We start from the raw sequence: 25,367 nt of genomic DNA on the forward strand, positions 1-25,367 counted from the left end.
TGGCGGGTCGCGACCGGTCACGCTTGCCGGAGAGATGGGCGGGTGATTCAGGTTTCGATGTTTCGATACGCGGCCGCAAGCGGTTCGCTCACGTTCTCGCGCGGCGACTGCCCATGTTTCGCCGGGCGCTTCGGTACGGCGGTAGCAAAAACCGGACGACCAGACCCGCCCTGTGCAATCAGCGGGCCGAGAAACCGGAAATGATCGAGCGCGCAAACGCAAACGTCCGGCCGGCCTCCCGGCCGGACCGGATCGTCCCGCGATTGCAACGCGTGGTTCGAACGCTAGCGCGCCGCGATGCTCACCGCGACCTCAACGCCTGCAACCCCAGCGTGAGCGCGTTGAACGGCATTTCCGCCGCCCCCATCGAAAAACTCGTCGCCTTCGTGGGTACGCCCGAATTCCGCATCAGCGCGTGAACGATCCGCTCGCTCGCATGGCCGTCGCCGTACGGATTGCTCGCGCGCGCCATCTCCCCGTAAGCGCTCTCGCTGTCGAACAGACGCGACGCTTCGTACACGATCCGCTCCTGATCGGTACCGACGAGCCGCGCGGTACCGGCCTGGATCGCCTCGGGCCGCTCCGTCGTCTCGCGCGTGACGAGCACCGGCTTGCCCAACGCGGGCCCTTCTTCCTGAATGCCACCCGAATCGGTGATGATGAAATGCGCGCGCGACATCAGGAATACGAACGAAAGATACTCCTGCGGCTCGATCAGGTAGATGTTCGGCATGTGACCGAGCCGGGCGCGCGCCGGCTCCCGCACGTTCGGATTCATGTGCAGCGGATAGACGAACTGCGCATCGGGATAGCGCTTCGCGAGCGTGCACAGCGCCTCGCAGAAATTCTGGAACGGCTCGCCGAAACTTTCGCGTCGATGGCCCGTGATCAGCACCACGCGCCGCGACGGCTCGAGAAAAGGAAACTGTCCGGCGACCTTCTCCGTCAGCGCCGTCGTGCAGTCCAGCATGCGCTTGACCTCGTGCAGCGCATCGATCACGGTATTGCCGGTCAGCACGACCGCCCCGCCCGGCACGCCCTCGCTGAGCAGGTTGTCGCGTGCCTGCCCGGTCGGCGCGAAATGCCACGACGATACGGCGTCGGTCACGCGGCGGTTCAACTCCTCCGGCCACGGCGACCAGATGTCGCCGCTGCGCAAGCCGGCCTCCACATGCCCGACCGGCAAATAGCGGTAGAACGCCGCCAGACTGACCGCGAGCGTGGTCGTCGTATCGCCGTGCACCAGCACGACGTCCGGGCGCAACTCGTCGAAGACGACGCCGATTGCCTGCAGAATGCCGGTCGTCACGTCGGTCAGCGTCTGGCTTTGCCGCATCACGTTGAGATCGTAGTCGGGCTTGATGTCGAACAGCGTCAGCACCTGATCGAGCATTTCGCGGTGCTGTGCAGTCACGCATACCCTGGCGTCGACACCCGCCTGTGCTTTTAGTGCACGCACCAGCGGTGCCATCTTGATGGCCTCCGGCCGAGTCCCGAACACAAGCAAAATCTTTTTCATCGTTATCCTCGTAGACCCATATCGCGCTGAATGACCCTGCTCGCGGCGCGAAGCATGTAATCAGACGGCACCTTCCGTACTCGCACGCGATCGACACGCTGCTGTGTCGCGGAGCGAGCGCGCCGCCCTGTCCACGTGGTCTGCGCCACGCGAATCGTCGTACTACCGGCGTCTCGTTGCACTTGATCAGTCACGTCATGAGTCGTTCCTCGCTTGGCCAGGCCTCACGTCCGTTCGTCACGTCCCCCTCCACTACAGCAATATTCAAACCAGTCGTATCGCGGCCGCGTCCGGTTCGCACCGCATGCACCGCGCACACGCGATGCACGATGAAATGTTTCACAACTGCTACGTGTGTCGCATCGACCGTCAAGCGCGATACAGGCAAAAATCCGGGCAGTTTCATGACCCCTTCAACGGCGTCGTCCGACGAATCGAGGACGCGTGTCGCGCATTCATTTCGTATCGGATCTCACGGATCTGTCGAAGCGCGTTGCATTTACTCGATCCGCCACTTTTGTCTGTGCAGCGGACGGCACCATCGGCCGCTCGGCCGCGATCCCGCGCGAGGGATTTACCCGGCATGCAACGTCCTTCACGTCGCACGAATCGATGCATGCGAAATGTTGCGAATGTGTAACGCTGGTCCGGAACGGGGCGGATAAATCGGCGCGCAGCATGCAGCTGCATGAATCGCACGGGCACCCCGGCCGATGCGCACACAACGAACGACACAGCGCGCATCACCGCGCAAAGTCACGCTGCCGGCGCGGCACACGTTCGACAGACAATTCGCTGGGCGCATCGAATGTGCGGGCTGCAATCCTGGTCGCGCGCGGGCAATCGGCCTGCACGCGGGCTGATTCTTCGATGAATCAAAATCCGCCGCCGCCGTCCGCGCCGCGCCCCCGGCCTTCGCGCCTGCCCCTTGCTGCGCGCGGCATCGCGGCCGATGGCTCACGCCTTGCTTAATGACAGTCAGGTGTACCTCGAAGCACGCGCCGGACAGCGGGCGAACGGGGACGCCCAAGCAACGAAGCCGGGAGGAAACGCGGCGCGTCCGCCGGGAGCGAAAGACCAGCGCTCCCGCGCACCGCACGTGCCGACGTGTCCCGTTGCAATTCGCGATCCGCGAGCCAGGTTCAGGCTCCGATGCAGGGAACTGCCTCGTGGACGCACATCCCGGTACGAGCCTCGGGTTCACCCGCATCACCGTGACCGAGCCGCAACGTCGACACGCTTGCCGGGCGCGACGCGGCCAACGCCGCGCCCGGCGACGATTGCACAGGACCCCGCGCAGGAGCCCAGGACATGAAACGGCCCGCGCTTTCCCCGACCGCACGCTCGCACATCGCGGCCACCATCGCGCTGTGCCGCCTGTGGCACGTCGCCTGCTGTCTCGCCGCGTGCGGCTTCGCACTGCACGCGAGCGCCGCCGAACTCCGGCTCGAAGGGCTGTACCAGCGCACCGACGGTGCGATCACCGTGCGCCTGAACGGCGTCGGCATCGATCCGTATTTCGCGGCAAAAGCGCTGCTCGCCGCGTCCGACGCGCAACTCGACGCCCGTCAGGCCGCACTCGCGTGGATCGCATGGTTGCTGCCGCGCCAGCGCCCGGATGGCGGCTTCGATCGCTACTGCGTGAAGGACGGCCGCTACCGCTCATGCGCCGAAGCGGAAACCGACGACGCGATGATGGCGACCTGGATCGAATTGCTCGCCCGCTTCGCGCCACCCGGCGGCTTGCCCGCCGCGTGGGAACTCAGCCTGAACCGCGCCGCCATGCATCTGGAGACGCTGCTCGACAAGCCCTCCGGCGTGTATCAGATCTCGTCTTCGCTGCACGTCGCGCTGCTGATGGACAACGTCGAGGTACACAGCGCGTTCCAGGCACTCGAGGCGTACTACGTCCGGCGCGCCGACTACACGCATGCGGGCCCGTGGAGCCTGCGCGCCGACCAGCTTGCCTCCGCGATCCTGAAGGTGTTCTGGCGCGGCACGGCATCCGGTTTTCGCGCCAGCACGCAGCAGGTCAGCGACGCGAGTTTTTACCCGGCGAAGATCGCGCAGATCCTCCCGCTCCTGTCCAGTATTCAGGTTCCCGAACAATCCGGCGACGTGATCTATGCACGGTGGATTCGGAAGTACGGCAAGAGCTGGCAGCAACTTGCCAACACCGACTACCCGTGGAGCCTGATCGCGCTGGTCGCGGTCAAGATGAACGATTGGAGCACGGTTGCCTGCTGGCAAGCGCGATCGGGGCCATACCGGCACGGCGCGCACTGGAACGTACTGGAGGAGTCGCTTTATCTGGCATTCGAAAGCCGGATGGCCGACCCCGTCATACCCGCTCGATGCGGGCTCACGACGGCGGCGGCAACGGCAACGGCAACCGCATCGCGCTGACGCAACGGCGCGTGCGGTCCATGATGACTAAACGGGAAGGAGACGTGTCATGTGTGGCATCGTCGGCGCAGTCGCGCAACGGGACATCGTCCCGATTCTGATTGAAGGTTTGCGTCGCCTCGAATATCGCGGCTACGATTCATGCGGCGTGGCGACGGTCGTCGACGGCCACGCGCGCCGCGAGCGCAGCGTGTCGCGCGTCGCCGATCTCGACGCGCACGTGCGCACCGCCGGCCTGACCGGCAGCACCGGCATCGCGCACACGCGCTGGGCGACGCACGGCGCGCCGGCTACGTGCAACGCGCATCCGATCTTTTCGCGCGACGAGATCGCGCTCGTGCACAACGGCATCATCGAGAACCACGAAACGTTGCGCAAGCAGCTTTCCGACGCGCACTACGAATTCGACGGCCAGACCGACACCGAGGTCGTCGCGCACCTGATCCACAGCAAGTATCGCGGCGACCTGCTCGCCGCCGTGCGCGCGGCAACGTCGCAACTTCACGGTGCGTACGCGATCGCGGTGTTCAGCAAGCACGAGCCGCAGCGGCTGATCGGCGCACGGGTCGGCTCGCCGCTCGTCGTCGGCGTGACGGATGGCGAATGCTTTCTTGCCTCCGACGCGCTCGCACTCGCCGGCATCACCGACCGCTTCATCTTTCTCGAGGAAGGCGACATCGTCGAGTTGACGCCGGGCGGCGTGCGCATACTCGATCGCGGCGGCGCACCGGTCGAGCGTGCGGTACAGACCATTTCGTCCGCGCAGGCCGCTGTCGAACTCGGGCCGTACCGGCATTTCATGCAGAAGGAGATATTCGAGCAACCGCAGGCCGTGGCCGCGACCATTCCGGATGCGGGGCTGTTCGATCCGGCCGTATTCGGCCCCGACGCCGCGCGCGCGTTCGAGCAGATCGACAACGTGCTGATTCTCGCGTGCGGCACGAGCCACTATTCCGGCCTGACCGCGCGCCGCTGGCTCGAAACGATCGCGCGCTTGCCGGCCCAGGTCGAGATCGCGAGTGAATACCGTTACAGCGACGCGCTCGCGATGCCGAATACGCTGGTGGTGAGCGTATCGCAATCCGGCGAGACCGCCGACACGCTCGCCGCGCTGAAGTATGCGCAGGCGCTAGGCCATATCGATACGCTGGCGATCTGCAACGTGCCGACCAGCGCGATGATGCGGCAGGCAGGACTGCGCTTCCTGACGCGGGCCGGCCCGGAAATCGGCGTCGCGTCGACCAAGGCGTTCACGACGCAGCTCGTCGCGCTGTTCATTCTCGCCGTCACGCTCGGGCGGCTGCGCGGCTACGTCGACGATGCGCAGCTCGCGCGCTACACGATGCAATTGCGGCGGCTGCCCGGCGCGCTCGAGGAGGTGCTTGGGCTCGAGCCGCAGATCGAGCGCTGGGCGGCGGAATTCTCGCAGCACGAGAATGCGCTATTCCTCGGGCGCGGGCTGCACTACCCGATCGCGCTCGAAGGTGCGTTGAAGCTGAAGGAGATTTCGTACATCCACGCGGAGGCGTATCCCGCGGGTGAGCTCAAGCACGGGCCGCTCGCGCTCGTGACGCACACGATGCCCGTCGCGACGATCGCGCCGAACGATGCGCTGCTCGAGAAGCTGAAGTCGAACATGCAGGAAGTGCGGGCACGCGGCGGACAGCTTTACGTGTTCGCCGACGCCGATACGCGGATCGACAACAGCGAAGGCGTGTCGGTACTGCGGATGCCGGATTATTACGGGTTGTTGTCGCCGATCCTGCACGTCGTGCCGCTGCAGTTGCTCGCGTATCACGCGGCGTGTTTGCGCGGCGCGGATATCGACAAGCCGAGGAATCTGGCGAAATCGGTTACGGTGGAGTGACGGAGAGGTGGGTACCGCGGGCGGACTGGTGAAGGTCTGCAAGTGCCGAGACTGGCCCGCCCTACACGACTCGAACGTGTGACTGTGTTTGGCGACTTCCAGTCTCCCGGACTCAGTCCGGATGAACCATCGATACAACCTGTTGAAGCTTCACAGTTGACCGGCGGTATCGTGCGACTGCCGAGAATACGAAGCCGGCCTTGCCATGCAAAAACTCAACTGCGCACCTGCTCGCCCTTTATAAAGGCAATCAGGGCGCGCAGAGCCTGCGAAACATGGCGATGACCCGGATAGTAAAGACACAGCCCCGGAAAAGGCGGACACCAGTCGTCAAGAACGCGTTCGAGCCGCCGGTCACGCAAGGCTTCGATGACGAGGTGGTCGGGAACGAAGGCGATGCCGATGCCATCCACGGCAGCGTCGACCATCAGCGGTTGGTCCGTCAGAGTAAGCGGACCCGAAACATCGATGGTCTCGCTGACGCCGCGTCGCTCGAATTCCCACTGGTAGATCGCCCCGCTCTCGAAGCGAAAGCGAATACAGTCGTGTCGATAAAGATCCTGCGGCGTAATGGGGCGTCCATGTTCAGCGAAATACGCGGGCGACGCGACTGCTGCGAAACGAACGTTGCCCATGAGTGGAACGGCCACCATGTCCTGCGGCACGGCCTCGGCCAGTCGGATGCCCGCGTCGAATCCCGCTGCAACGATATCACCGAGGCGGCCGTCGCTCACGACGTCGAGATGCACGTCCGGATACGACTTCAGGAAGCTTGCCAGGATGGGACGCAGGATGAGGCGGATTGCGCCTTCGCTTGCATTGATGCGCACGGTTCCGCTGGGAGCCACCCGTAGATCGTCGACTTCGCGCATCGCTTCGTCAATGATCGAAACCGCCGGCCGGAGTTTGGCTGCCAGACGCTCGCCGGCCTCGGTGAGCGAGGTGCTGCGAGTCGTTCGATTCAGGAGCCGCACGCCCAGACGGCGCTCGAGCGCTTTTACCGAATGACTGACCGCTGACGGCGTGATCTCGAGTTCGGTCGCTGCTGCGCGAAAGCTTCGTCGTGTTGCAACGGCCAGGAACACAGTGAAAGAGAAAAAATCGACGTTCCTTGATTGGTGAGTAACTCTCATCGTGTCATCAATCATTGGTGATCTTGTTTTGATACTAGGGGCTCCCTACACTGGGTGCAACCAATTCAGTCAAGGAGCGCAAGATGTCTCGAAAGATATTGATCACGGGTGCCAGTTCAGGTTTTGGTCGTGGTGCGGCAATTGAACTTGCGCGCCTTGGCCACCATGTCGTGGCGACGGCCGAGACGTGGCCGCAGGTTCGCAGCCTGCGTGCGGACGCAGCCGAGGCCGGTGTGGTGCTCGAGGTGATCAAGCTGAATCTGCTCGACGCGATCGACATCGCTCACGCAGGCTCGTTCGATCCCGATGTCCTGGTGCTGAACGCCGGCGTCATGGAAGGCGGATCGATCGTCGACATCCCGATGCAGCGCGTTCGGGAGTCCTTCGAAATCAACGTCTTCGGCCATCTTCAACTGGTACAGGCGATCGTGCCGAAGATGGTGGCACGCAGGTCCGGAAAAGTCGTATGGACCTCGTCGATGGGGGGCATTCTGGTTGTCCCGTTTGTCGGCGCCTACTGCGCGACCAAGCATGCGATCGAGGCCATCGCCGGGTCGATGAAAGCGGAACTCGAACCCTTTGGCGTCAAAGTCGCGACCGTGAATCCAGGCGTTTTCGGTACCGGATTCAACGACACTGGCGCCGAGAGCTACGTGCAGTGGTACGACGCCGATTCCGCCGTTGTGTCGATGCCGGATTTCGGCGACAGCCTGATGAACCAGGCGGATCCCAAGGAGATGATCGACGCCATGGTCGAGATCATTCCGGCCGATACGCATTTGTATCGAACCATGCGCCCGTTAGCGACGATTGACGCTGCGAAGCAGTGGCAAGCGACGGAGTGGACGCAAAATGCCTGAGCTCACGTTGGAGCGGGCGGATCGGATCGTGGCCCAGGGGCGTGCCGCAGCCCAGGACGCGGGCCTCAATGCCGTGTTCGCAATCCTGGATGCGGGTGCGCACCTGGTCACTTTCTCGCGGATGGACGGGGCATGGCTTGCGTCGAATGAACTGTCGATAGCGAAGGCCCGGGCGTCAGTGATGTTCCGGGCGCCGAGCGAAGCGCTCAATGTTCCGTGGCAGGCGGGCCAGCCAGTTCCACACTTCGATCACATCCATGCAGGCGGGCTGTTGCTGATGGCAGGAGGAGTGCCTCTCCTGGATGGCGATGGCCAGCTGATCGGTGCACTCGGCGTGTCCGGCGGTACGCCCGAGCAAGATGCGGCACTCGCTCGGGCTGCGATTGCCCGTGTGCTGGAATAGGCGCGATTCCGACACCCCGGCTACCGCGTCGAATCCGTGGTGACACATCTCGGTTTCGTCGGCAGTGACCTGCGGCGGAATTTCGTAGCCGGTCAGGCGGCGAGTCTCTCGACGAACCCGTTTTGCCACGAACTGCCCGGTGCGATGAAGGCCGGACCGCTGGCAGCATCTCGCAGCCAGCGCATAACCTTGGCAGCGGTAAATTCGTCGCCGCCAGACCGAATGAACGCGGGCTCGCCGTACAGCCGCATCAGTCCCGACGGCGTCAGGATAACGTCCTGCGACCGCAGGCTGGCCCATCGAGCGTCGGAAGCGTAAGCCCCCGTTCGGCGGCAATCTCGACCAGACAGGCATATGCAACATCTGGCTTGCGACGTGTACGTGCCGGAGAAGTACCTTGTCTCATTGTCTTCAGAATTGAGCAGTCACCTGAAAACCTAGCGTTGCTCGAGCAGTCGGAAAACCCGACGGCCTGTAGACGGGCGTACCCGCGAAGAGATCGTAGCCGTATCCGCCGAACCGAGTCGTACCACTGCCCTTGACGCCAATCACTGCACCGGCGAACTGCGTGCCAACCAAGGCAACCGGCTCTGGCCCCAGACCCGACCGTAGTCGAGACCAGCATAGGCCGATAGCCCGGTCTGCGCGATGGGAACCTGCAATTCGTTGCGCCAGTAGAACCCGCGCGATCCCGCCAACAGCGTTTCACCGTCGAATCCCCGCACGGTATAACGACTGCCGATCGTGACGCTATCGAGGTATGAAAACCTCCTCACAATTCCCCTTTTAAGATTGGTCACTTCTGTTCAGGAATATTTCCGACCAACTTCAGCCAGCAATTTTTCCTTGAATTCATCAGGAGAGAATTCATGCCCGGAACACAGATATCCCGCATCGTCGTAAATTTTCCCGCCTGTCACCAACGAGATTGCAGAAACAACAATGGCCGAAAACAATGCATCTCCTCGACTCTCGATCGAGCATGCGTAGGGACAGTCATTAACCATTCGTTGCCCCGGCGGCCATTCGATTACGTTGATCCAACACCATTCGCCTTCTCGCTGCCCCTGTGCGTATAGGGCTGCGCTGGAGCCTCCGTAATTCCTCGGCGTAATGATTGGGCGTGACCGCCCAAGCTCCCAAAAATAATCTTCGACGCACCTCACCAATTGGTCATCAGTGAGACGCTCTTTCATATCGATCGAGGAACCCTTCACTTAATCACTCTCGCCATTTCAAATTCCTCGACTTGCAATTCACCGACCGTCCTCCGTCTCAAGCCTCACGACTTATGATCCGGAGAAAACACTTCGAAACGACACCATTGAGGAAAATCACCCGTAAAAATAAAGAAATCGTCTATGTAACTAAGCCCCAACTCCTCGAGGCTTCTCATGCAGTCATCAGCCGCATCGCCACCAAAAAATGGACCCAGTGAAACGAACTCATTGGATTGGTCAAAGTACTGTTCGAAATGAAACTCGCTCAGAACAGGAGACAACTCCACCTGCTTTTCCTCCAAAGCTCGACGACGCACGACAATTCCAAAATCTGAAGAAACCCGCATGCTTCTCTCCTACTTAGCCTTGGGGAGGACCACACCATTCGGCACGTTAATCGTGACGTTGTAGATCGGTCGACTTGTTGAGGGTTGCAATATCTGAAAATTATTGGACGCGTTTCCCGCAAGGACGGAGAGCATGTGCCGCCCTTCTACATAACCGCTAACGCGTTCACGCGAGCTTTCCGTCGATCCATACAGCGAGCACGCACCCGATACGAAGCGAATTGTCACGAATTCAGTCAACCCGACGATTCAAGTATCTCGCCATTTTTCGTTGCCTCAGTCACATCCCAAAACAGACGAATACAGGTGCGCGATCTTTGCCAAACAATCAGCCATGCGGAGCCAAACCTCCGATTAAAAAAGCCAATCTCGCCATCCCTACGCCCACGCACCAGCCCACCAGCAGAGGACCGATTTCGCCTGTGTACTCGCTGTCGTACTTCCAAGCGGCAACGAATAGCAACGGCACTGGAACGCCGATCATTCCGGCCATCCTGGGCCAGTCGGCATATGGAGCGAATACCTGAAGCGCGCTGCTCGCGAGGGCCCAGCACGGCAGCCCAAGAACGAACAGCAACCATCCGAACCCTATCAAGGTCATAGGGTGCGCACGCCGCTTCGCTTCATCAGGTTGGGTCACGTTGAGCGATCTTCCTGTCGATTACAAAAGAGTCCATCCGCTTGTAGTCTTCCACCGAGGAACCGAGTCAAGCCTGTTCAAGATACGCAACGAGTTCCCACGCGACATGAGCCATGTGCTGACGCGTACCGAGGATGCTGTCGAGAACCGATAGCCGTCGCGGTTCATGCAAGACGACCGACGGCAACGCGTCGCCTTTGGGAAACAGACGCTACGTATCGCCAATCTGACCAGCAACCAGTTTCGCGCACCATACGCCGTCTTCTGGACACTGCTGACCGGTATCCTTGATGGAACAGGTGATAGGTGCCGCCTGAATATCTGGTCAGGCGCTGACCACCCTGATTCGTGGAATCGCCGTGGATCAGGGCGTTGTATACGCCAGCATTACCGAAGCCACTCAATTGCTGCCCGGAATGCAGGACGTTCGAGTGCCATTGGGGCCGCGTGGTCCCGCCGTTCAGCCGTCCCATGACAAAGGGCTGATCACAATCCCCTTGCCAGTAGCCGATGGCTATGCTTCCGACGCAAACATTAACACGCCCTGAATCTCTTCCAACGGACCGGCAACCTCACGCGCTTCGAGACTGACGCACTGCCGGTGCAGCACATCGTCGCGCGTCGGCGCATTACGAGAATACGGCGCAAGATCGCATCGGAGGTGCCCTGTCGCGCCGTCACGCTGGCTAGCAGTTCCTCAGATCGTGCCATGTGAAGTCCGGCGCTCCCGCCCGACTTGCCATTTCCATGACGCATCGGCAGGTGGCCGTCAGACATGAAGCATCGTTTGCGGCGCAACAATCGCGCAGAACGGTTCGCAGAAGGTAAAGTCACACGGGATCGTGACTGGCTCTGCAACCGACCGGGAAACAAGCCGCGTGTAACCAGTTGATCCAAAATGAAATCCTGGCCCGCCCTACACGACTCGAACGTGTGACCTACGGCTTAGAAGGCCGCAGTCCACCACCTGTATCGAGATTGATCGATATCCCGAAATATCCCTATCAATTTGAAATTAAACGATTTTTTATTCCACCACAACGCTTCGATATTGACTGGAATTGACTGACATCCCTAGAATTCCCCTACATGACGCCTACACGGCACTACAAGCGGGGACTACGGGTGATCAAGGAAAATTTCACGATCGAACGTGTGGCGGGTTACGAGTGCGTACCTGGACGACAACAGACGATCTATTGGGACAAGAAGCAGCAGGGACTCGGCCTTCGCGTGACCGCTTCGGGCGTGAAGTCCTACGTATTTGAGGGTCGTTTGTTTGGCAAGACCGTTCGCATAACCATCGGCTCGCCGAACTCGTGGCTGCTGGAGCGACACGCCACGATCGACGCCGCAACCGGAAAAACGATCGAGCGCCTCGGTGCGAGACAGGAAGCAGCCAGACTCAAAGCGCTGCTGGATCGCGGCATCGATCCCCGCGAAGAAAGAGCGGAACAGCGCGCTGAGCATGAAGCCCGCAAACTCGAATCCCTCAGGCAAAACGCGACCGTATCGGAAGCATGGTCGGCCTACCTAGACGCGCACCGCAGCAAATGGAGTGATCGACACTACTACGATCACGAGAAGCTCGCACAAGCGGGCGGCCTACCTTGGAAACGTGGACGTGGGACGACGATTCCTGGGCCGCTGGCGACGCTAATGCCGCTGAAGCTGACAGATCTCAACGCCGAGCGAGTGACTACCTGGCTTGAGGCCGAAGCAGAAAAGCGGCCAACGAACGCTGAGCAGAGTTACCGCAAACTGCGTGCATTCATTCGGTGGTGCGACGACATGCCAGAATACTCAGGATCTATTGCTCCAAATGCATATGCCGCTCGGGCCGTGCGCGCGGCAGTACCACGCACCAAGGCAAAAAGTGATTGCCTCCAGCGTGAACAGCTTCTTGCTTGGTTCACGGCCGTACGTCAGATAGACAACCCGGTTATCAGCGCGTATTTGCAGGGGCTCCTGCTTACTGGAGCTCGCCGCGAAGAACTCGCCGCATTACGTTGGAAGGACGTGGACTTCCGCTGGCGCAGTCTTACCATGAACGACAAAATCGAGGGGACCGGAGGTCGCACTATTCCACTCACCCCGTATCTGGCGAGCCTCCTGACGAATCTCAAGCAGATGAACGAGATGCCGCCGAACAGACGGCAGTTGGCCAGCCTCACCGAAAAGGGAAAATCTTGGTCGCCCTCTGAATGGGTGTTCACCAGCAACAGATCGGAGGACGGCAAGATCGCCGAGCCCAGAAAGGCCCACAACGGTGCACTCGAGGCCGCCGATCTGCCTCACCTCACATTGCACGGACTGCGACGGTCATTCGGTACGCTTTCGGAATGGGTTGAAGTCCCTGTTGGCGTCGTCGCGCAGATCCAAGGACACAAACCGTCCGCGTTGGCAGAGAAACACTATCGACGTCGGCCGCTAGATCTTCTGCGGATGTGGCACGATAAAATTGAGTCGTGGATGCTGCTGCAAGCAGGTCTCGACCATCTCGTTACCTCCGCGACGAACGCGTAAACTGGTGGTGAAGTGGAAAAAAGGCGCCCGGACGCTAACGGCCACACCTAAAACCACTCATAGGTGAGCAGGTTGCACAAAGCCCGATGATGCAGCAATACTTTCAACTTGCCTGACAAGGGCCAGTACCGAAACCTACGCCAAGACCTACGCTCCGCGCTTTCTACTTCGCTCATCGCGCGACCGTCCGCGAATCCTGCTGGATCCCCGTTTTGACGGTTCGAGTGAAATCGGAAACGCTGAGGGGAACTGTATCCGCCTTTGCGTTTGAGCGCGGCCGTACACCGGTGCTCGTTCAGGCGTACCGTTGTCAATCTTGCGGGACGAACTGGATAAGCGAAACCGACCCCGATGCGGCCGACCAGACGGAATGGATTTGCCTGCATCGAGCGTCAAGTATTCTGGACCCGATAGCGGTCTTCGACGAGCAGGCAGCGAGTAAGATCAATCGGCTCGCCGGACGCTCCGGCACCGAGGCGCAACGACGTTCAGGGCGACGGCTACACCGCGAAGCTCATTGCCAGCTGATACTGAAATCCGTCCTACAGCGTGAACGAGCGACCGTAGAAGGCCGGCAGCAGCCGCTTGCCCTCCCAGCACCCAGCCGGATAGCGAACTTCGATCGGTCCCGTCCAGTCCACTGGTAAACTCGGGCGAGATGGATTCGCACCCGGGATCACGGCGCGCAGGGTGGCACCGGACAGACTCATTAGACGGCCCGTGATAGCGGAAATATATGACCATGTCGTAGAGTAGAGAGCGGCTTTGCTGGGTCGTAGCCCATGGCTCATGCCGGCCGCTTCGACCACTGATGTCGTAAGCCGCTGGAGCGGGCGCCGTCAGCACGCCCGCTGCTATCGTCCACTCGTCGCCAAATTCTCGGACGAAGCTATCGTGACATGCGGTTGGCTACCGCTTTAAAATATTCGGTTGCTCAACGGGGGAACAGATGGGGGCGTCGTCAAGGGGTTTTAGGGAACATCGGACCCACTTGGGCCAGTACTCTGATCCATGGGGTCGGTACTACACTTCCGCTGAAGTCAGCCGCTCACTGATCCAGCATATCAAGGCCCGCACTCCCAAGCTGGTACTCGAACTCGGCTCGGGCTCCGGTTCATTATGCTCGGCCGCCGTCGATCGATGGCGTGACGCGCAACTGATCACGGTCGATGTTGATCACCACGCTCCGAAGCAATTGCATGCGAGGCAGATTGGCCTCGATGCGAAGCATATTCACTTTGTGCACGACGCGCTTGATGAAGCGCTGTCGGACAAAATCGGCCTTTGCTTGGGTACAGTGGACGTCGCGGTTTGCAATCCACCTTACATCCGCCCGCGGTGGCGATCCGACTTCGGCAAGATCCTGGAAGACGCGGGCTTGTCAGGCGCTCTCGCATCGCTTCGTGACGCTGGTGCAGACCTACTTTTCTTGGCACAGAACCTGCGGCTGCTACGCCGCAATGGAAAGCTCGGCTTGATCTTGCCTGACGGGTTGATCACTGCCGAACGTTTTAGTGGCGTCCGTCAAGCCCTCATGCGCCAACATAAGCTTGAGCAAGTCGTTCAGCTTCCGCGCGGAGTATTCAAGAGCACCGAAGCGCAAACCTACCTCGCCGTGCTGTCGAAAATGGCTGGCGAGACGCAGCAAGTAAAGCTGCGGCAAATGGAGCATGACGGGCGCCTGAGCGCGGCTGTCGAGGTCCCTGCCGATCTCGCTGTTAAGCGACTTGACTACACCTTCCACGCACCGCCGAATTTTCAGGTGCTGCGAGACGACCTTCCGCCGATTGCCGTGGGCGCGGCTGTTACGTGTATCGTGCGCGGGGCGATCTGCTCGTCCGAAATTTCGGCGTTCCCGACGCCAGTATTCCACCTTGGCGACTTCGCGGAGTGCGCAGGCGAGGAAGCTGTCCGCATTGTTCCAAAACGCTTCGCTCTCGGAAAACGATCCGTCCAAATTGCGTCGCAGGGTGCCCGCTTGGCGTTACCCGGCGATATTCTTTTGGCCCGGGTGGGCCGTAACCTCGAGAGCCAGTTCGCGCTGGTAGTCCATGGCCCATGTGCCATTAGCGATTGTGTCTTTGCTCTGCGCGTCACAGACGAGCACCGAGATCGGCTCTACCGATTCTTCCAAAGTGAACGAGGCCAGCTTGCCCTCGCGAGATCGGCCCACGGTGTCGCGGCAAGGTTCTTATCTAAAACCAATCTTCTCGAAATCCAATTCTGAGCGGTCGGACGATGTCACAAATACCCCAACTCGGTGGCTTCGATCAACTTGCCGTGGAGCGGGCCGTCCACGCACTTAGCCGCTCGAACGTGCGCACGCCGCTGTCGGTCGAGCGCATCAAAGTTTGGGTTAAACAGTTCGTGTCAGAGGAAGAAAAGACACTCGCTTGGTTGATCCTCCGCAACCTCATCTTCAGGAACACCGAGCAGCTGCAGTCGTCGATGCGCCAAGCCTTGAAGCAGGCAACGCTACATTTCCTCGACAAGACCGGTCAGCGGGAAACGGTTGCTTGGACCGACGCCCTACATGGCGCCGCCGGGCTGGACTTCTACTGTGGCCCTCCATCGATTGTGCTCTACGGCATGGCGCAGCCCGGCAAAAGCGGCGACTTGATCGCCCGGGGGATCAATCAACGGTACGGCATCAAGAAGTCCTACCCGTCTGACTTCGCTGTGCTGAACGAGAATGAGCGATTCATTGTCGTGGACGACGGCACCTACACCGGCATGCAGCTCGGTAACTTCCTTGAAAGTTGGGAACAAGACTATTCGACTGGGCGCGTTGCCATTGCTGTCGGCATGGCGCACCAAGCTGCTTGCGATCATCTACGCACTAGGTTTCCTGCGGTGCCGCTGTTCCACGGCGAGTTATTGACACCGGAAACCTGCTTCACCTCCCTTGCGCGGAGGTGGGTCGATACTCAGCAGTGGAGGCACGACAAATCGCCCGTAGAGGTCTACGCGCAAATTCACGCTCGCGCCCAACCGTTTAACGGCGGAAACGGGGGGAATGGCTACGGCGACATCGGGGCATTAGTTGCATTCAGCCACGGCGTCCCGGATGACTCGATTCAATTGCTCTGGGGCGTTTCCGACAACTGGAAACCTCTGGTCGAACGATAGGCTTGATTATGCATATTGACGCCTCTATGCTCGCGCGCACTCGCGCTGAGGAACATAGCGCCGATGTCTGGGGCGAATTCTTTATTCCGCCCTACTTTGATCGACTGGCTCTCACGTCGGCCACGCGTTCCGTGTATATCACAGGCAAGCGCGGCTGTGGTAAGACCATGCTGCTGAAGTACTTCGATTACCATACAGCGTTTTCGAAGCGGCGCAAGGAAATCCCCGCCGACGCCATCAATCATGTCGCCATCTATTGGCGCGTTGACACTCAGTTCTGTAGCTCGCTATACCACCGTGGTATCGATAACGACGAATGGAGCGTCGTGTTCGAAAGTTACTTTGGCCTAGTGATCGCCACGGAATTGCTGCATGCCGTCGAAACGATCGCCGAAAGCGCCTTCCCCGGATTCAATCGCGAAGACCTGGCCGCGCTAAGCCTGCCAAGCGCGGCAGACTACCTCGCCGAGGCACCTACTAATGTGCGGGAGCTGACCAAATACCTCGAATCGTTGCGTCGCAAGTTCACGACCTGGGTATCCAATGTAAAGGTAATAGACTGCCCTGTTCTGCCGCCGGGCCGTGACTTTATCCTGTCTTTGATTGCCGACTTGCAGTGCAACGTTGCGCTTTCGACGCTAGCTGTGTTTGTCTACGTCGACGAGGTCGAGAATTTGGTCCCCTACCAACGGCATGTGCTGAATTCCTTTCTCAAGCACAGCCAACGTCCGATGATCGTCAGCTTTACGTCAAAGGAACATCCGTCAGACAACGACACGTCCGGATCCGAGTCAATCAATGCGACGCACGATTACAGGCTCGTGGACCTCGACTATTTGCTGACGCTCAGTGGAGCTGCAATGACATTTTTTGCTGAGGTTTTCCTCGGCAATCTCGACATTGCTGCTCGTCGACTCGAGAGCGAGCGACTCAATATGGTCAGATCGCATGATCGCTTGCATGAGCGCCAGACGCCGACCTATCAGAAAGCAGTGCTGGCAGACATGCGTACACGATTTCCCACTATGGCGGACAAGGAAATCGCCGCGCATGCCCTCGAGCAGCCGCCACTACGCAAGAGCATTCGTGAGCGGATAAGTAAAGCCTTGAAAGACCGCAGAAGCAGCCTTGCCGCTGATGACTTCATGTTCGAAGGCGCACCAGCTGAAGCGATTGTCATACTACCCGCACTGCTGAACCGCGAGACACTTCACCCCGACAAAGTACTAACGGAGCTGAAGAGCTTTGCCACCGACCTGAAAGGGCTGTTCAGCAGCAGTTGGGTTCACAATAATCTGTTTGGATCCCTATTGGAATTGTATCGTCCATTCGGCCGAGAATGCCCACTGTATAGCGGATTCGAAACGCTGTGCACGATGTCAAACAACAACCTCCGGAACTTCCTCATTCTCTGTTACAAGACGCTTGAGGTTGCAGAATTGCGGGATCAGCCAGATCCGCCATACGCCGTTGCAATTCAATGTCGCGCGGCATACGACGCATCGGAACAATTAATCAAGGAAATCCGGACCTTCGGGCGCTTCGGCGAACCTCTGCGGATGTTCGTACTAAGACTGGGCAATATTTTTCGTGCGTTACAGGCCAGCCCGACCATGAGCGAGCCTGAGCAAAACCAGTTTACGATCAATTCGGGAAGTCGGCCGCTCGATGAAGCTGAGGCAGACTTTATCGCGGAGGCGCAGCGATACGGCATCTTGGTAGAGCAACTCGAAACAAAATCTAAGTCGGGTGTTGGCCAAGACATTGTCGACTATCAACTTAATCCCATTTATGCACCCTACTTCCAGATAAGCTACAGGCGCAAACGCAAACTCGAACTCTCAGTAGAACAGTTTCACACGTTGGTGATGGGCAACGAGAACGAATACAAGGAACTGGCACGTGGCCTCGCGCGGCAGCTATCGGATACCGACGCCCAACAACTCGGCTTGCAGCTATGATGAAGACAAAGTTTTTCTCAGTCTCTGGCAAAAGGGCTGCAGACCTCCAGCTTCCTGAGGACATGATCCTCCTACACGGCGAAGAATTGGATGATCGGGGTGAATCGGCCTGCCGAAGTGCGCCTGAAACCAGCCGTGTCAAGCTAAGCTTCGGTGTCGACGACATGTCACTAACCGTAGGCACGCGAAAAATGTCCAGCGACTCGGCCCTTGAACTGCTATGCGAGTACGATTGGCGCAAGGTCGTATTAGAAGCAACGACGCTCGGCTTTGCAGAGCTGTTTTGTGCTGTTAACGCGCTGCTCGCCAACGGCGCCACTGCGATAAATATTATTTATGTCGAGCCAGCCGAATACACTCGCGACGGCAAGGGTGCGGAGTTGTTCGCGTTGTCCGAGCCGACGCGTGGCTACGTGGCCATCCCGAATGCTATTGTCGACCTATCCAGCGAGGAGGTCGAGGCGGGCGTCTTCTTCCTTGGATTCGAGCCTGAACGGCTCGACCGTGCGCTAGAGGAATACCAGATGATCGCCTCGAAGTATGTGAAGGTGGTGTTTGGGATCCCAGCATTCCATCCAGGTTGGGAGCTCGATGCCATCATTCCGCACCTCACAGCCTTGGAAACCCATCAACTTCATCTCGACTATTGCTCGGCCAATGATCCAGAGGCCGCGTTCGAATGCCTTGAACGCACACGCGACACACTTGGCCCTGATAAGCGGATGTTCGTCGCGCCCATCGGCCCTAAGCCGTGCGGTATCGCTTCGGCGATCTTTGCGAGTGTCTATCCCGAGCAGGTCGGTCTACTATTCGATCACCCGCGTCGCAAGAAGAAGCGCTCCTCGGGAGTCGACCTTTGGCACCGATTCACAGTGACAATCGACCGCACCGATAGATCGGTGGCTGCGCCCCCCGATACGTGCACCTGACTTGATTCACGTCTCACCGTTAGCAATAGCGGCCTGGAGGAGCTGTCTTATCTTCGGTTCGGGCTTCCAGTAGTTCGGCCCCTTCAGGAACTTTCCGTTGTCGTCGTAGATTGGCATGCCATCCGCACCCAGCTTGCTCTCGTTGCTGTCCATGATGATCGACAAAACATCTTCGAGCGGGATGCCATATTTCAGTGCTTCGGATCGGCAATAGACGATCACGTCGCCAAGGAGGTCCGCCAACGCAACCAGGATGTCCAGCGGATCCCCATCTCCTTCGGCAGCACTGATGATTTCGTCGATTTCATGGACCTCATCAAGCAAGGTCGCCTTGAACTTTCGCAGCCTGTCCGCAGTCGCGGCTGGCAATGCGGGGCTCTGCTGCGCCGGCAGCTTATACATTGCGTTCATGGCGGCGATACGCTTGGCAAAGTTCGGATCAGTCAATCTTTCTCTCCCGTAACGATTGGGACATCAGAGTACAGTAAGAACGCTCTTGCAAAGGCAATTATTCGATATGTGGCGCCAGCGCAAGGCGCCTCAGCGGCGCACGAGTCGGCTCCCTCAGCCAGGACCATCCGTGCCCGCGGTTGTTACAGCACATGGTAGAACAAGTTTCCAATCAGCGTGGCTGGTACGGGCAAGCTGGAGTGCTTGCGCTCAAACAAGTTACTTTGGGTTCGCGACCATCTCATCCGCTGGGTAGAGCTGCAGCATTGCTCGCGCCGTTTCGACGTTCGGCGTCGTCAGCCATTCCTCCCAGTCGTCCGGCCGGAGGATGATGACTGACCGCTTCTCGTCAGCCAGACTATGCATGCGCGACATCAGCGGGTGGCCGTCGGCGTTGACAGTAAGCATTGCCATCGCATTAACATCTGTGCCGTCGTGACGACGCACCGTTTGCCAGATCCCGGCGACGCACATGGTGGGGTGATCGATCACGCTGATGCGCTGCCACACGCATGGCCCGAGCACCCATTTGCTATCCTCGCCTTCATACGCCTCCGGATACGACGGCTCGACGATGTATTTGGCCGGGATCAGGCAGCGGCCCCCGGCTCGCCATGTTGGAGCGAATAGCCGCGACTTCCCGACGTTGTCATCACGCACGTTCATCGACGTGCGCATGATGTCCGGCTTCTTGCCGGCCGCCTTTGCCGCTTCAATCCGCTCCTTCTGGAGCGCGCGCGGCACGAAGCCGAAGCCCGCGATCAGCGGCTTGAACTGCCCGTCGACATGTCCGACGATCGGCGCGTCGTAGTCCTGGGTAGATCTCGGGCTTCCACGGCCTCCAGCGGTACAGGTCATGGAAATTATCGATCTTGAACTCGCTTAGGCCCGGATCTACGGCATGACAGGCCCACTCAGCCATCGGTGCGGGAACACCGCTTATCACCTTCGACGTCGTGTTTCCTGCCGGCTGCGGCGCCGGCAGCATCAACGCAGAATCGATCACGTCAACGCTCAGCAACTCCGTGCCTGTCATGGCCGATGGCGCAGCGTCCAGTACCGGCAGCTCCAGCTTGCCTTCCCGAAATTGCTTGCGCCACCCGAACACGACGTTGGCATTGATGTCGTGCCGCCGCGCGACGATCGACACCGACATGCCTGGTTCCAACGTTTCCCTGATCACTTGCTGCTTGAATTCCGGCGCATACGTGCGATGGGCCGGGCGCGCTGCGTTCGGCATAGCGGACCGTCTCCGTCAATCTAAACGCGACTATCGTGCGCCAGCAAAATCAGCGTCGGGAAACGGTCGGGCCGAGTCGCTTACGGTTGGCCGGGAGCATCGGGAAAGCGGTGCCGCCCAATTTCCACCGTCCGGGGCTCAAGATACCCATACCTGCCAAGCTCGACGCCTTTGCTGGATCCCCGCGTCTTTGATCCTGATGGGGATGTCATGGATGCCGGCTCGTCAGAGGCATTCAGCCAGTCACCACGCACATATACGACGGTCAGCCCCGCCCGGCCACACCTCCCACCGTGTCCAAACAGCGCTACCCACGCCGCCCTCCGGATATCGAATACTCAATTCGTGGGCGGGCATTGGGTCCGTCACGGCAAGCCAACCCTCTACACTGGAGAATCGACATGGCACACGGAGCAGGAAAGTACCCAAGCGGAAACACCTCAGGTGGAAAGACGGGCAGCAAGTCCGGCACTGCCAAGGGCTCCGGCGGTTGGCCCAGCACTACGGGACACCCCTCCGGCGGCGGCAGGACCAATGCGCCGGCGCGATCACAGCCGAGCTCGCAAGGTAGACGATAGGCGGGCGAGAACGCACATCCGATGTTCGGGTGTTACCCGCCGTTGATTCGGGCCCGGTGGTACATAATCCAATGTGGGTAACGTCCTCGGGCCCAATCACCAAATGTGCAATAGTGGTGAGGAAATCGCAGCCACAGTGACTCCTCCTGTTCGGCCGCCGGGGGCGTTTCCACAGCGAATCGACGCTGCGTCAGTTTCACGAATCGAGTCGAGTAATGGCCCAACAGATTCAACAGCTTTGTGGCCCAGTACAGCCATTCCGCCCGCTGCCGGTCCGTCTCGGTCGGGCAGAGCGCGACGAGCAACCTCAGCCACGCGAAGGTCGGTATCTGGCGGCCACGACTCCAATTCTTGAGTGTCACTAGATGAACGGGTGTACCGGCGAGCGATAACCGTGCCTCAAGCTCAGTAAGGGTACTTAGCCCGGTGGTCTGCCTGATCCATTGAAAAAACAACGCTGGCGGATTCCGGTCGGGATGCTCCGGGTCTTGCAGCAGCACGGAAAATATCGGTTCTTTGACCTGGTCACTGACGCCAAGCTGAACATCCAACGCGGCGAGGCAACTGAGCTCCACCTCCATCGCAACACTGAACTGGAACGCAATGATGTCCTCGACGTCATTCGCCTGCGTCAGCGCCCGCATAGCGCCATCCCACACCAACGGTTTGAGCACTGGATTCATGCCGAGCAGTTGTGCGCACGAGGCGTAATCCCCTCGCCTAACAGCAGCCTCGGCGGGCCGCGACGCGCGCTCTATAGCCAGTCGATAGTCGCTGCAGTAGGTCAGTGGCTCAGTACGAACGGCATAGAAGGTTTCCCACGGTCCCTGTTCGGCAAGCATGTCGGCTGCCGCCTTGTCCCCGGTCGCAGCCCGGCGGAACTGGGCTGCAATCTCGATAGGCCAGTCAGGCAACGCATCCAGAAGTGCGCCCGGGAGATCTTGAGACTCCGTGTTATCGCGCAGCGCACGCTCCATGCGCTTTGCCAATGCTTCTCCCAATGCACTTTTCAGCATCGCCTGCAGCGGATGCCCGCTGAGCTTCAGGAGCACAGTCGGGTCAAGCAGAAACAATCCCGAGAGATGCGGTTTTGTAGGCTTGCCAGTAAACGGAGTCGCAAAGTTCATGCGCGCAGAAGGAGTAGAGCGTCGAGGAAGGGTACTCCGTCGCCCCTTACACATTGTCCCGACATGGAATCGGCGATCGTCCAGTTCCCGTTACGAACCGCTGCAACCGATCCCACGCCGCAAGATAGCGGTACTTCGGCACCGCTGCCAGTTGTGCGTCATGTACGACTAGAAGCCGCTCGACGTCAGCGGCTTCGTTCGGCTGAAGCATCCACGGCTCGTCGCGCTCTGCTCGTGCAATATAGGCGTCCAGCACGGCTTCAGCTCGGCGGTAGAGGTCGAAATCCGAGCCAGATTCAGTCTCACTTCGCATAAAGAAGGCCAGATAGACGACCCGCAGCAGGCAGATAACCTGGTCACAATCCCCGTTTCCAGAACGCACCACGGCCAGCGCCATGTGATGCTCCAGAGAAAGAGATCGAACCTTCTCGGTCGATAGTGGCAACAACATCTCTCTCATCAACGTCGAGCGGCCGCCTCGCCGCTTCACATCTTTTCCCACCTACTTTCCTTCCAGTTATAAGCTTCAGCAACTCTTTACGCTGTCACAGGAGATTATGAGGATCTCAGGACCATCCACACGTCACTCCTCCTCCGCCAAGCCACTTAAGTCCACTGGTTTAGGATTTACTTGCGCGTCCACGGCTCGCTGCAAGGTTCCCGGTTTTCTACGAAGGGCGTATGCGCGCATCACCGACAGCGGTGCAAATTCAAGCCCGTCTATTGGCACATGCCCAACAATGACAGGAGTATTGAAATTTATATTCTTCTCGTCATCAAGCGGCAAGTCCCATTTTCCGCCATAGTTTTCCCTAACAATCTCACCAAGAAAACGAGCAAATGCAACAACAAGACCTGACACATAACTCTTGTCCTGACCATTAGACAAAAGATCAAACAATTTCTCCAACTTCGGCAAATCGTCTATTTTGACATTCAACTCAATACCATGCTCATCCGCCTTCCCGGACAACCAATCCAACTGGTCATCCATGTTCATCAGGAAATTATCAAATTCTTCTTCAGCCAATTTTTTATCGAAAGCCATTTCACACTTCCTTTACGGAATCTTAGGACCAATATGTGCATCTATGCCCGCTTTCTCCAAAGCATCGAGATATGGCTTCGACGCGCCTTGCTCAAGGATGTGTTCAACCTGCCAGCCTTGCTTGACTAGTTCTCCATCCTTCTGGATTGCCAAGATGTTTTCCTTCGTCAAACTTACGGGACCTGTTTTAAGCTGTCCAGCATACATTTCGTCTGCCTTCAGAATATCAATCTGACGATTGGTCAGAGGCGTCTTGAGGGTGCCCTCAGAGGCATCCATGGCCTCACGATACGCAGATTCACGCGCAGCTCCAAATTGGTAGTTGCGCATGTTCGTGTCATATTGCTTGCTCCAAGCCTCGTAGTCTTTCTTCCCACCTCGTGCTTTGTATCTTTCCCATCTCGATGCTTTATGTTCGGGCGTACCGGGCTTTAGCTTAGCCTCAGCAGGCTTAAGCACTTTAGCGCCATCTCCTGCCGCACCTCCGGTGCCGACACCGTCAGTTGCGCCAGCCGCCTTACCGACCGCCGTGGGTGCGTCGGCTGCCTTTGCGCCTTCAGCAACAGCGCCTTCAGTCTTAAGCACCTTCCCAGCGGCCGAAGCGGTCTTAGTCAGTTCAGCTCCTTCAGCAGCACCAACCTTACCCAGGGCCGCCATACCTCTGACTCCGCCCTTGGCCAGCCCGGCTCCTCCAGCAAGAAGTGACACGGCCGTCGCAATCTTGTCGCCGCCAGCCTGGGCCGCATTGCTCATCTGGAACTTGGGTAGCTCGATGGAGCCAGCACTCGCCTTGACCTCCTGCGCCCCCTGCATCAGCGCCTGAGCAGACTGCGTTTGCCCAAACACACTTTGCATAGCCGCAGCCTGCTCCATTTGCCCTGCGGTTTGGAGCGTACTGCCTTTGATCAGCAACTCGCCAATATCGGACGGTATATTGGCAATCCCTTTGACAGCGCCCTTCGTCGCCTCCCATGGATGATCTGCGGCCTCACTCAGCTCGTGCTTCGTATTGCCCCACCATTTGGAGAACCAACCCTCCTCTTCTGGTGTTTCCGCTTTCACCGGCGGATTGGCTGAAGACGCAGGGGCGCTCGACATCGACGCCTGACCGTACAATCTGCCGACAGTATTGCCCTTGTCACCCACGGTACGCTCCCCGACTTATTTTTTGCTCATCTGTTCTCGAACCTTCGCCGGCGGGTCAGGTGGAAATTTCGCCCCCTTCGCAATCATCAGCGCGCGCAGGCGCTCGAATTTTTCCAAGCGCTCCTTGCCCTCGGGCGACAACCCTGGTGCGGGAGGCGTCTGTGTCGTTCTGACCGGTTGCCCCTCCTTATCCAACGAGATGTCGGTGACCGTAGCCTGCTTGGCCTCCGGTTGCAGTGCGTCGATGTCTTTCTGCACGGAGTAGGCCACGCTCACGCCATTCGTCGTATGGGCGTTGACATCGGCACCATGCTCAACGAGAAAAATCGCAATGTCCGGCTTGGCGACGTCGAGCGCGGAATCCAGTGCGGTCCCGCCAATGCTGTCGCGATGATTGATGTTTGCGTGATGTTCGACTAGCAGCTTTACTCGCTCCATCGCGCCGTTGCCTTCCATCGCCCGCTGCAACAGGCTCGTGCCATCGCTATCGACCGTATCCGGCGACAAGCCCCCATCGAGCATGGCCTTCAGGTAGCGAGTGTCTTCATTGGTGATCGCGAAGTACATCGCACTGCCCAGCCCCTCCACAATTTGAGCGTCCGGCTTTGAGCCATGCGCGATCAGTTCGCTGATCGCGGGGAAATTCTTGGTCGAGATGGCAAACCAAAGCAACGTCATCTCTTGTCGCCCGGGCTTGTTCACGTCGATCCCGGACAACGCCGATTTCAGTTGAGCAACGTCGCCATCGCTGATCGCCTTGGCAGCAGACAGATAGCTGCCGTCAAAATACTTGCTGGGTGAGTTCGCGCTCATATTGCATCCACTTACGATGATTGTT

General features: G+C 59.2%; 20 protein-coding genes and 4 pseudogenes. 9 read left to right on the forward strand and 15 right to left on the reverse strand.

Annotated features, from left to right (window positions below):
• Positions 1–301: 301 nt before the first annotated feature.
• Together wecB and VK92_RS41585 are read right to left on the reverse strand one after the other, a co-directional pair.
• Positions 302–1,519: a non-hydrolyzing UDP-N-acetylglucosamine 2-epimerase gene (gene wecB / locus VK92_RS09100; protein WP_048025864.1), complete on the reverse strand. Its 1,218-nt coding sequence runs from the start codon at positions 1,517–1,519 to the stop codon at positions 302–304.
• Between the two features lie 190 nt (positions 1,520–1,709).
• Complete coding sequence (locus VK92_RS41585; RefSeq protein ID WP_131723288.1) at positions 1,710–1,925, reverse strand: hypothetical protein; 216 nt, start codon at positions 1,923–1,925, stop codon at positions 1,710–1,712.
• 905 nt (positions 1,926–2,830) lie between these two features.
• On the opposite strand from VK92_RS41585, the gene VK92_RS09105 reads away from it, so the two are divergent.
• Complete coding sequence (locus VK92_RS09105; RefSeq protein ID WP_048025862.1) at positions 2,831–3,925, forward strand: hypothetical protein; 1,095 nt, start codon at positions 2,831–2,833, stop codon at positions 3,923–3,925.
• 49 nt (positions 3,926–3,974) lie between these two features.
• Positions 3,975–5,792 (forward strand): glutamine--fructose-6-phosphate transaminase (isomerizing), encoded by a 1,818-nt coding sequence (gene glmS, locus VK92_RS09110; protein WP_021157245.1) that lies wholly within the window; start codon positions 3,975–3,977, stop codon positions 5,790–5,792.
• Between the two features lie 215 nt (positions 5,793–6,007).
• Here glmS and VK92_RS09115 read toward each other — a convergent pair whose 3' ends face one another.
• Positions 6,008–6,940 (reverse strand): LysR family transcriptional regulator, encoded by a 933-nt coding sequence (locus tag VK92_RS09115; RefSeq protein ID WP_048025861.1) that lies wholly within the window; start codon positions 6,938–6,940, stop codon positions 6,008–6,010.
• Between the two features lie 68 nt (positions 6,941–7,008).
• On the opposite strand from VK92_RS09115, the gene VK92_RS09120 reads away from it, so the two are divergent.
• A complete protein-coding gene (locus tag VK92_RS09120) occupies positions 7,009–7,785 on the forward strand; it encodes an SDR family oxidoreductase (protein WP_048025859.1) in 777 nt (258 codons plus the stop codon).
• Positions 7,778–8,188: a GlcG/HbpS family heme-binding protein gene (locus VK92_RS09125; RefSeq protein WP_048025858.1), complete on the forward strand. Its 411-nt coding sequence runs from the start codon at positions 7,778–7,780 to the stop codon at positions 8,186–8,188. The genes VK92_RS09120 and VK92_RS09125 overlap by 8 nt, the downstream gene beginning before the upstream one ends.
• A 107-nt stretch (positions 8,189–8,295) precedes the next feature.
• Here VK92_RS09125 and VK92_RS39645 read toward each other — a convergent pair.
• The 4 genes and pseudogenes from VK92_RS39645 to VK92_RS09135 all read right to left on the reverse strand — a co-directional run.
• Positions 8,296–8,484, reverse strand: a pseudogene (locus VK92_RS39645) (IS3-like element ISBcen23 family transposase); the annotation flags it as partial.
• A gap of 115 nt (positions 8,485–8,599) precedes the next feature.
• Positions 8,600–8,949: pseudogene (locus VK92_RS39650) on the reverse strand (ShlB/FhaC/HecB family hemolysin secretion/activation protein); the annotation flags it as partial.
• A 45-nt stretch (positions 8,950–8,994) separates the two neighbouring features.
• Entirely contained in the window at positions 8,995–9,405 is a 411-nt protein-coding gene (locus tag VK92_RS41590) for a hypothetical protein (protein ID WP_131723287.1), read from the reverse strand.
• Between the two features lie 65 nt (positions 9,406–9,470).
• Positions 9,471–9,755, reverse strand: a complete 285-nt coding sequence (locus VK92_RS09135; RefSeq protein ID WP_131723286.1) for a hypothetical protein — start codon at positions 9,753–9,755, stop codon at positions 9,471–9,473.
• Between the two features lie 1,765 nt (positions 9,756–11,520).
• Between VK92_RS09135 and VK92_RS09145 the strand changes: the two genes are divergently transcribed.
• The 5 genes from VK92_RS09145 to VK92_RS09165 all read left to right on the forward strand — a co-directional run bounded on the left by VK92_RS09145 (position 11,521) and on the right by VK92_RS09165 (position 18,940).
• Entirely contained in the window at positions 11,521–12,921 is a 1,401-nt protein-coding gene (locus tag VK92_RS09145; RefSeq protein ID WP_048025954.1) for a tyrosine-type recombinase/integrase, read from the forward strand.
• A gap of 991 nt (positions 12,922–13,912) precedes the next feature.
• Positions 13,913–15,148, forward strand: a complete 1,236-nt coding sequence (locus VK92_RS09150) for an N-6 DNA methylase (RefSeq protein ID WP_165589130.1) — start codon at positions 13,913–13,915, stop codon at positions 15,146–15,148.
• Positions 15,149–15,159: 11 nt separating this feature from the next.
• Positions 15,160–16,050: a phosphoribosyltransferase-like protein gene (locus tag VK92_RS09155; RefSeq protein ID WP_048025851.1), complete on the forward strand. Its 891-nt coding sequence runs from the start codon at positions 15,160–15,162 to the stop codon at positions 16,048–16,050.
• An 8-nt stretch (positions 16,051–16,058) separates the two neighbouring features.
• The gene (locus VK92_RS09160; RefSeq protein ID WP_131723285.1) at positions 16,059–18,011 is read left to right on the forward strand and encodes an ORC-CDC6 family AAA ATPase; all 1,953 of its coding nucleotides are present in this window, start codon (positions 16,059–16,061) and stop codon (positions 18,009–18,011) included.
• A complete protein-coding gene (locus VK92_RS09165) occupies positions 18,008–18,940 on the forward strand; it encodes a hypothetical protein (protein ID WP_053076317.1) in 933 nt (310 codons plus the stop codon). The genes VK92_RS09160 and VK92_RS09165 overlap by 4 nt, the downstream gene beginning before the upstream one ends.
• A gap of 6 nt (positions 18,941–18,946) precedes the next feature.
• Here VK92_RS09165 and VK92_RS09170 read toward each other — a convergent pair whose 3' ends face one another.
• The 8 genes and pseudogenes from VK92_RS09170 to VK92_RS09200 all read right to left on the reverse strand — a co-directional run bounded on the left by VK92_RS09170 (position 18,947) and on the right by VK92_RS09200 (position 25,342).
• The gene (locus tag VK92_RS09170) at positions 18,947–19,387 is read right to left on the reverse strand and encodes a pyrophosphatase (RefSeq protein ID WP_231600724.1); all 441 of its coding nucleotides are present in this window, start codon (positions 19,385–19,387) and stop codon (positions 18,947–18,949) included.
• Positions 19,388–19,609: 222 nt separating this feature from the next.
• Positions 19,610–20,312, reverse strand: a pseudogene (locus tag VK92_RS09175) (SOS response-associated peptidase family protein).
• Positions 20,313–20,462: 150 nt separating this feature from the next.
• A pseudogene (locus tag VK92_RS41595) lies at positions 20,463–20,630 on the reverse strand (transposase); the annotation flags it as partial.
• Positions 20,631–21,240: 610 nt separating this feature from the next.
• Positions 21,241–22,335, reverse strand: coding sequence for a hypothetical protein (locus tag VK92_RS09180; RefSeq protein WP_048028313.1), 1,095 nt, complete (start codon positions 22,333–22,335; stop codon positions 21,241–21,243).
• Positions 22,336–22,381: 46 nt separating this feature from the next.
• Positions 22,382–22,786: a hypothetical protein gene (locus VK92_RS09185; RefSeq protein WP_048025849.1), complete on the reverse strand. Its 405-nt coding sequence runs from the start codon at positions 22,784–22,786 to the stop codon at positions 22,382–22,384.
• 132 nt (positions 22,787–22,918) lie between these two features.
• Positions 22,919–23,383: a hypothetical protein gene (locus VK92_RS09190; RefSeq protein WP_048028311.1), complete on the reverse strand. Its 465-nt coding sequence runs from the start codon at positions 23,381–23,383 to the stop codon at positions 22,919–22,921.
• A gap of 12 nt (positions 23,384–23,395) precedes the next feature.
• Positions 23,396–24,529 (reverse strand): hypothetical protein, encoded by a 1,134-nt coding sequence (locus VK92_RS09195; RefSeq protein WP_197092556.1) that lies wholly within the window; start codon positions 24,527–24,529, stop codon positions 23,396–23,398.
• Between the two features lie 15 nt (positions 24,530–24,544).
• Positions 24,545–25,342: an ankyrin repeat domain-containing protein gene (locus VK92_RS09200; RefSeq protein ID WP_048025845.1), complete on the reverse strand. Its 798-nt coding sequence runs from the start codon at positions 25,340–25,342 to the stop codon at positions 24,545–24,547.
• Positions 25,343–25,367 lie beyond the last annotated feature (25 nt).

It is taken from the genome of Burkholderia sp. LK4 (assembly GCF_001043615.1).
In the GTDB taxonomy this organism is placed as follows: Bacteria; Pseudomonadota; Gammaproteobacteria; order Burkholderiales; family Burkholderiaceae; genus Burkholderia; species Burkholderia cepacia.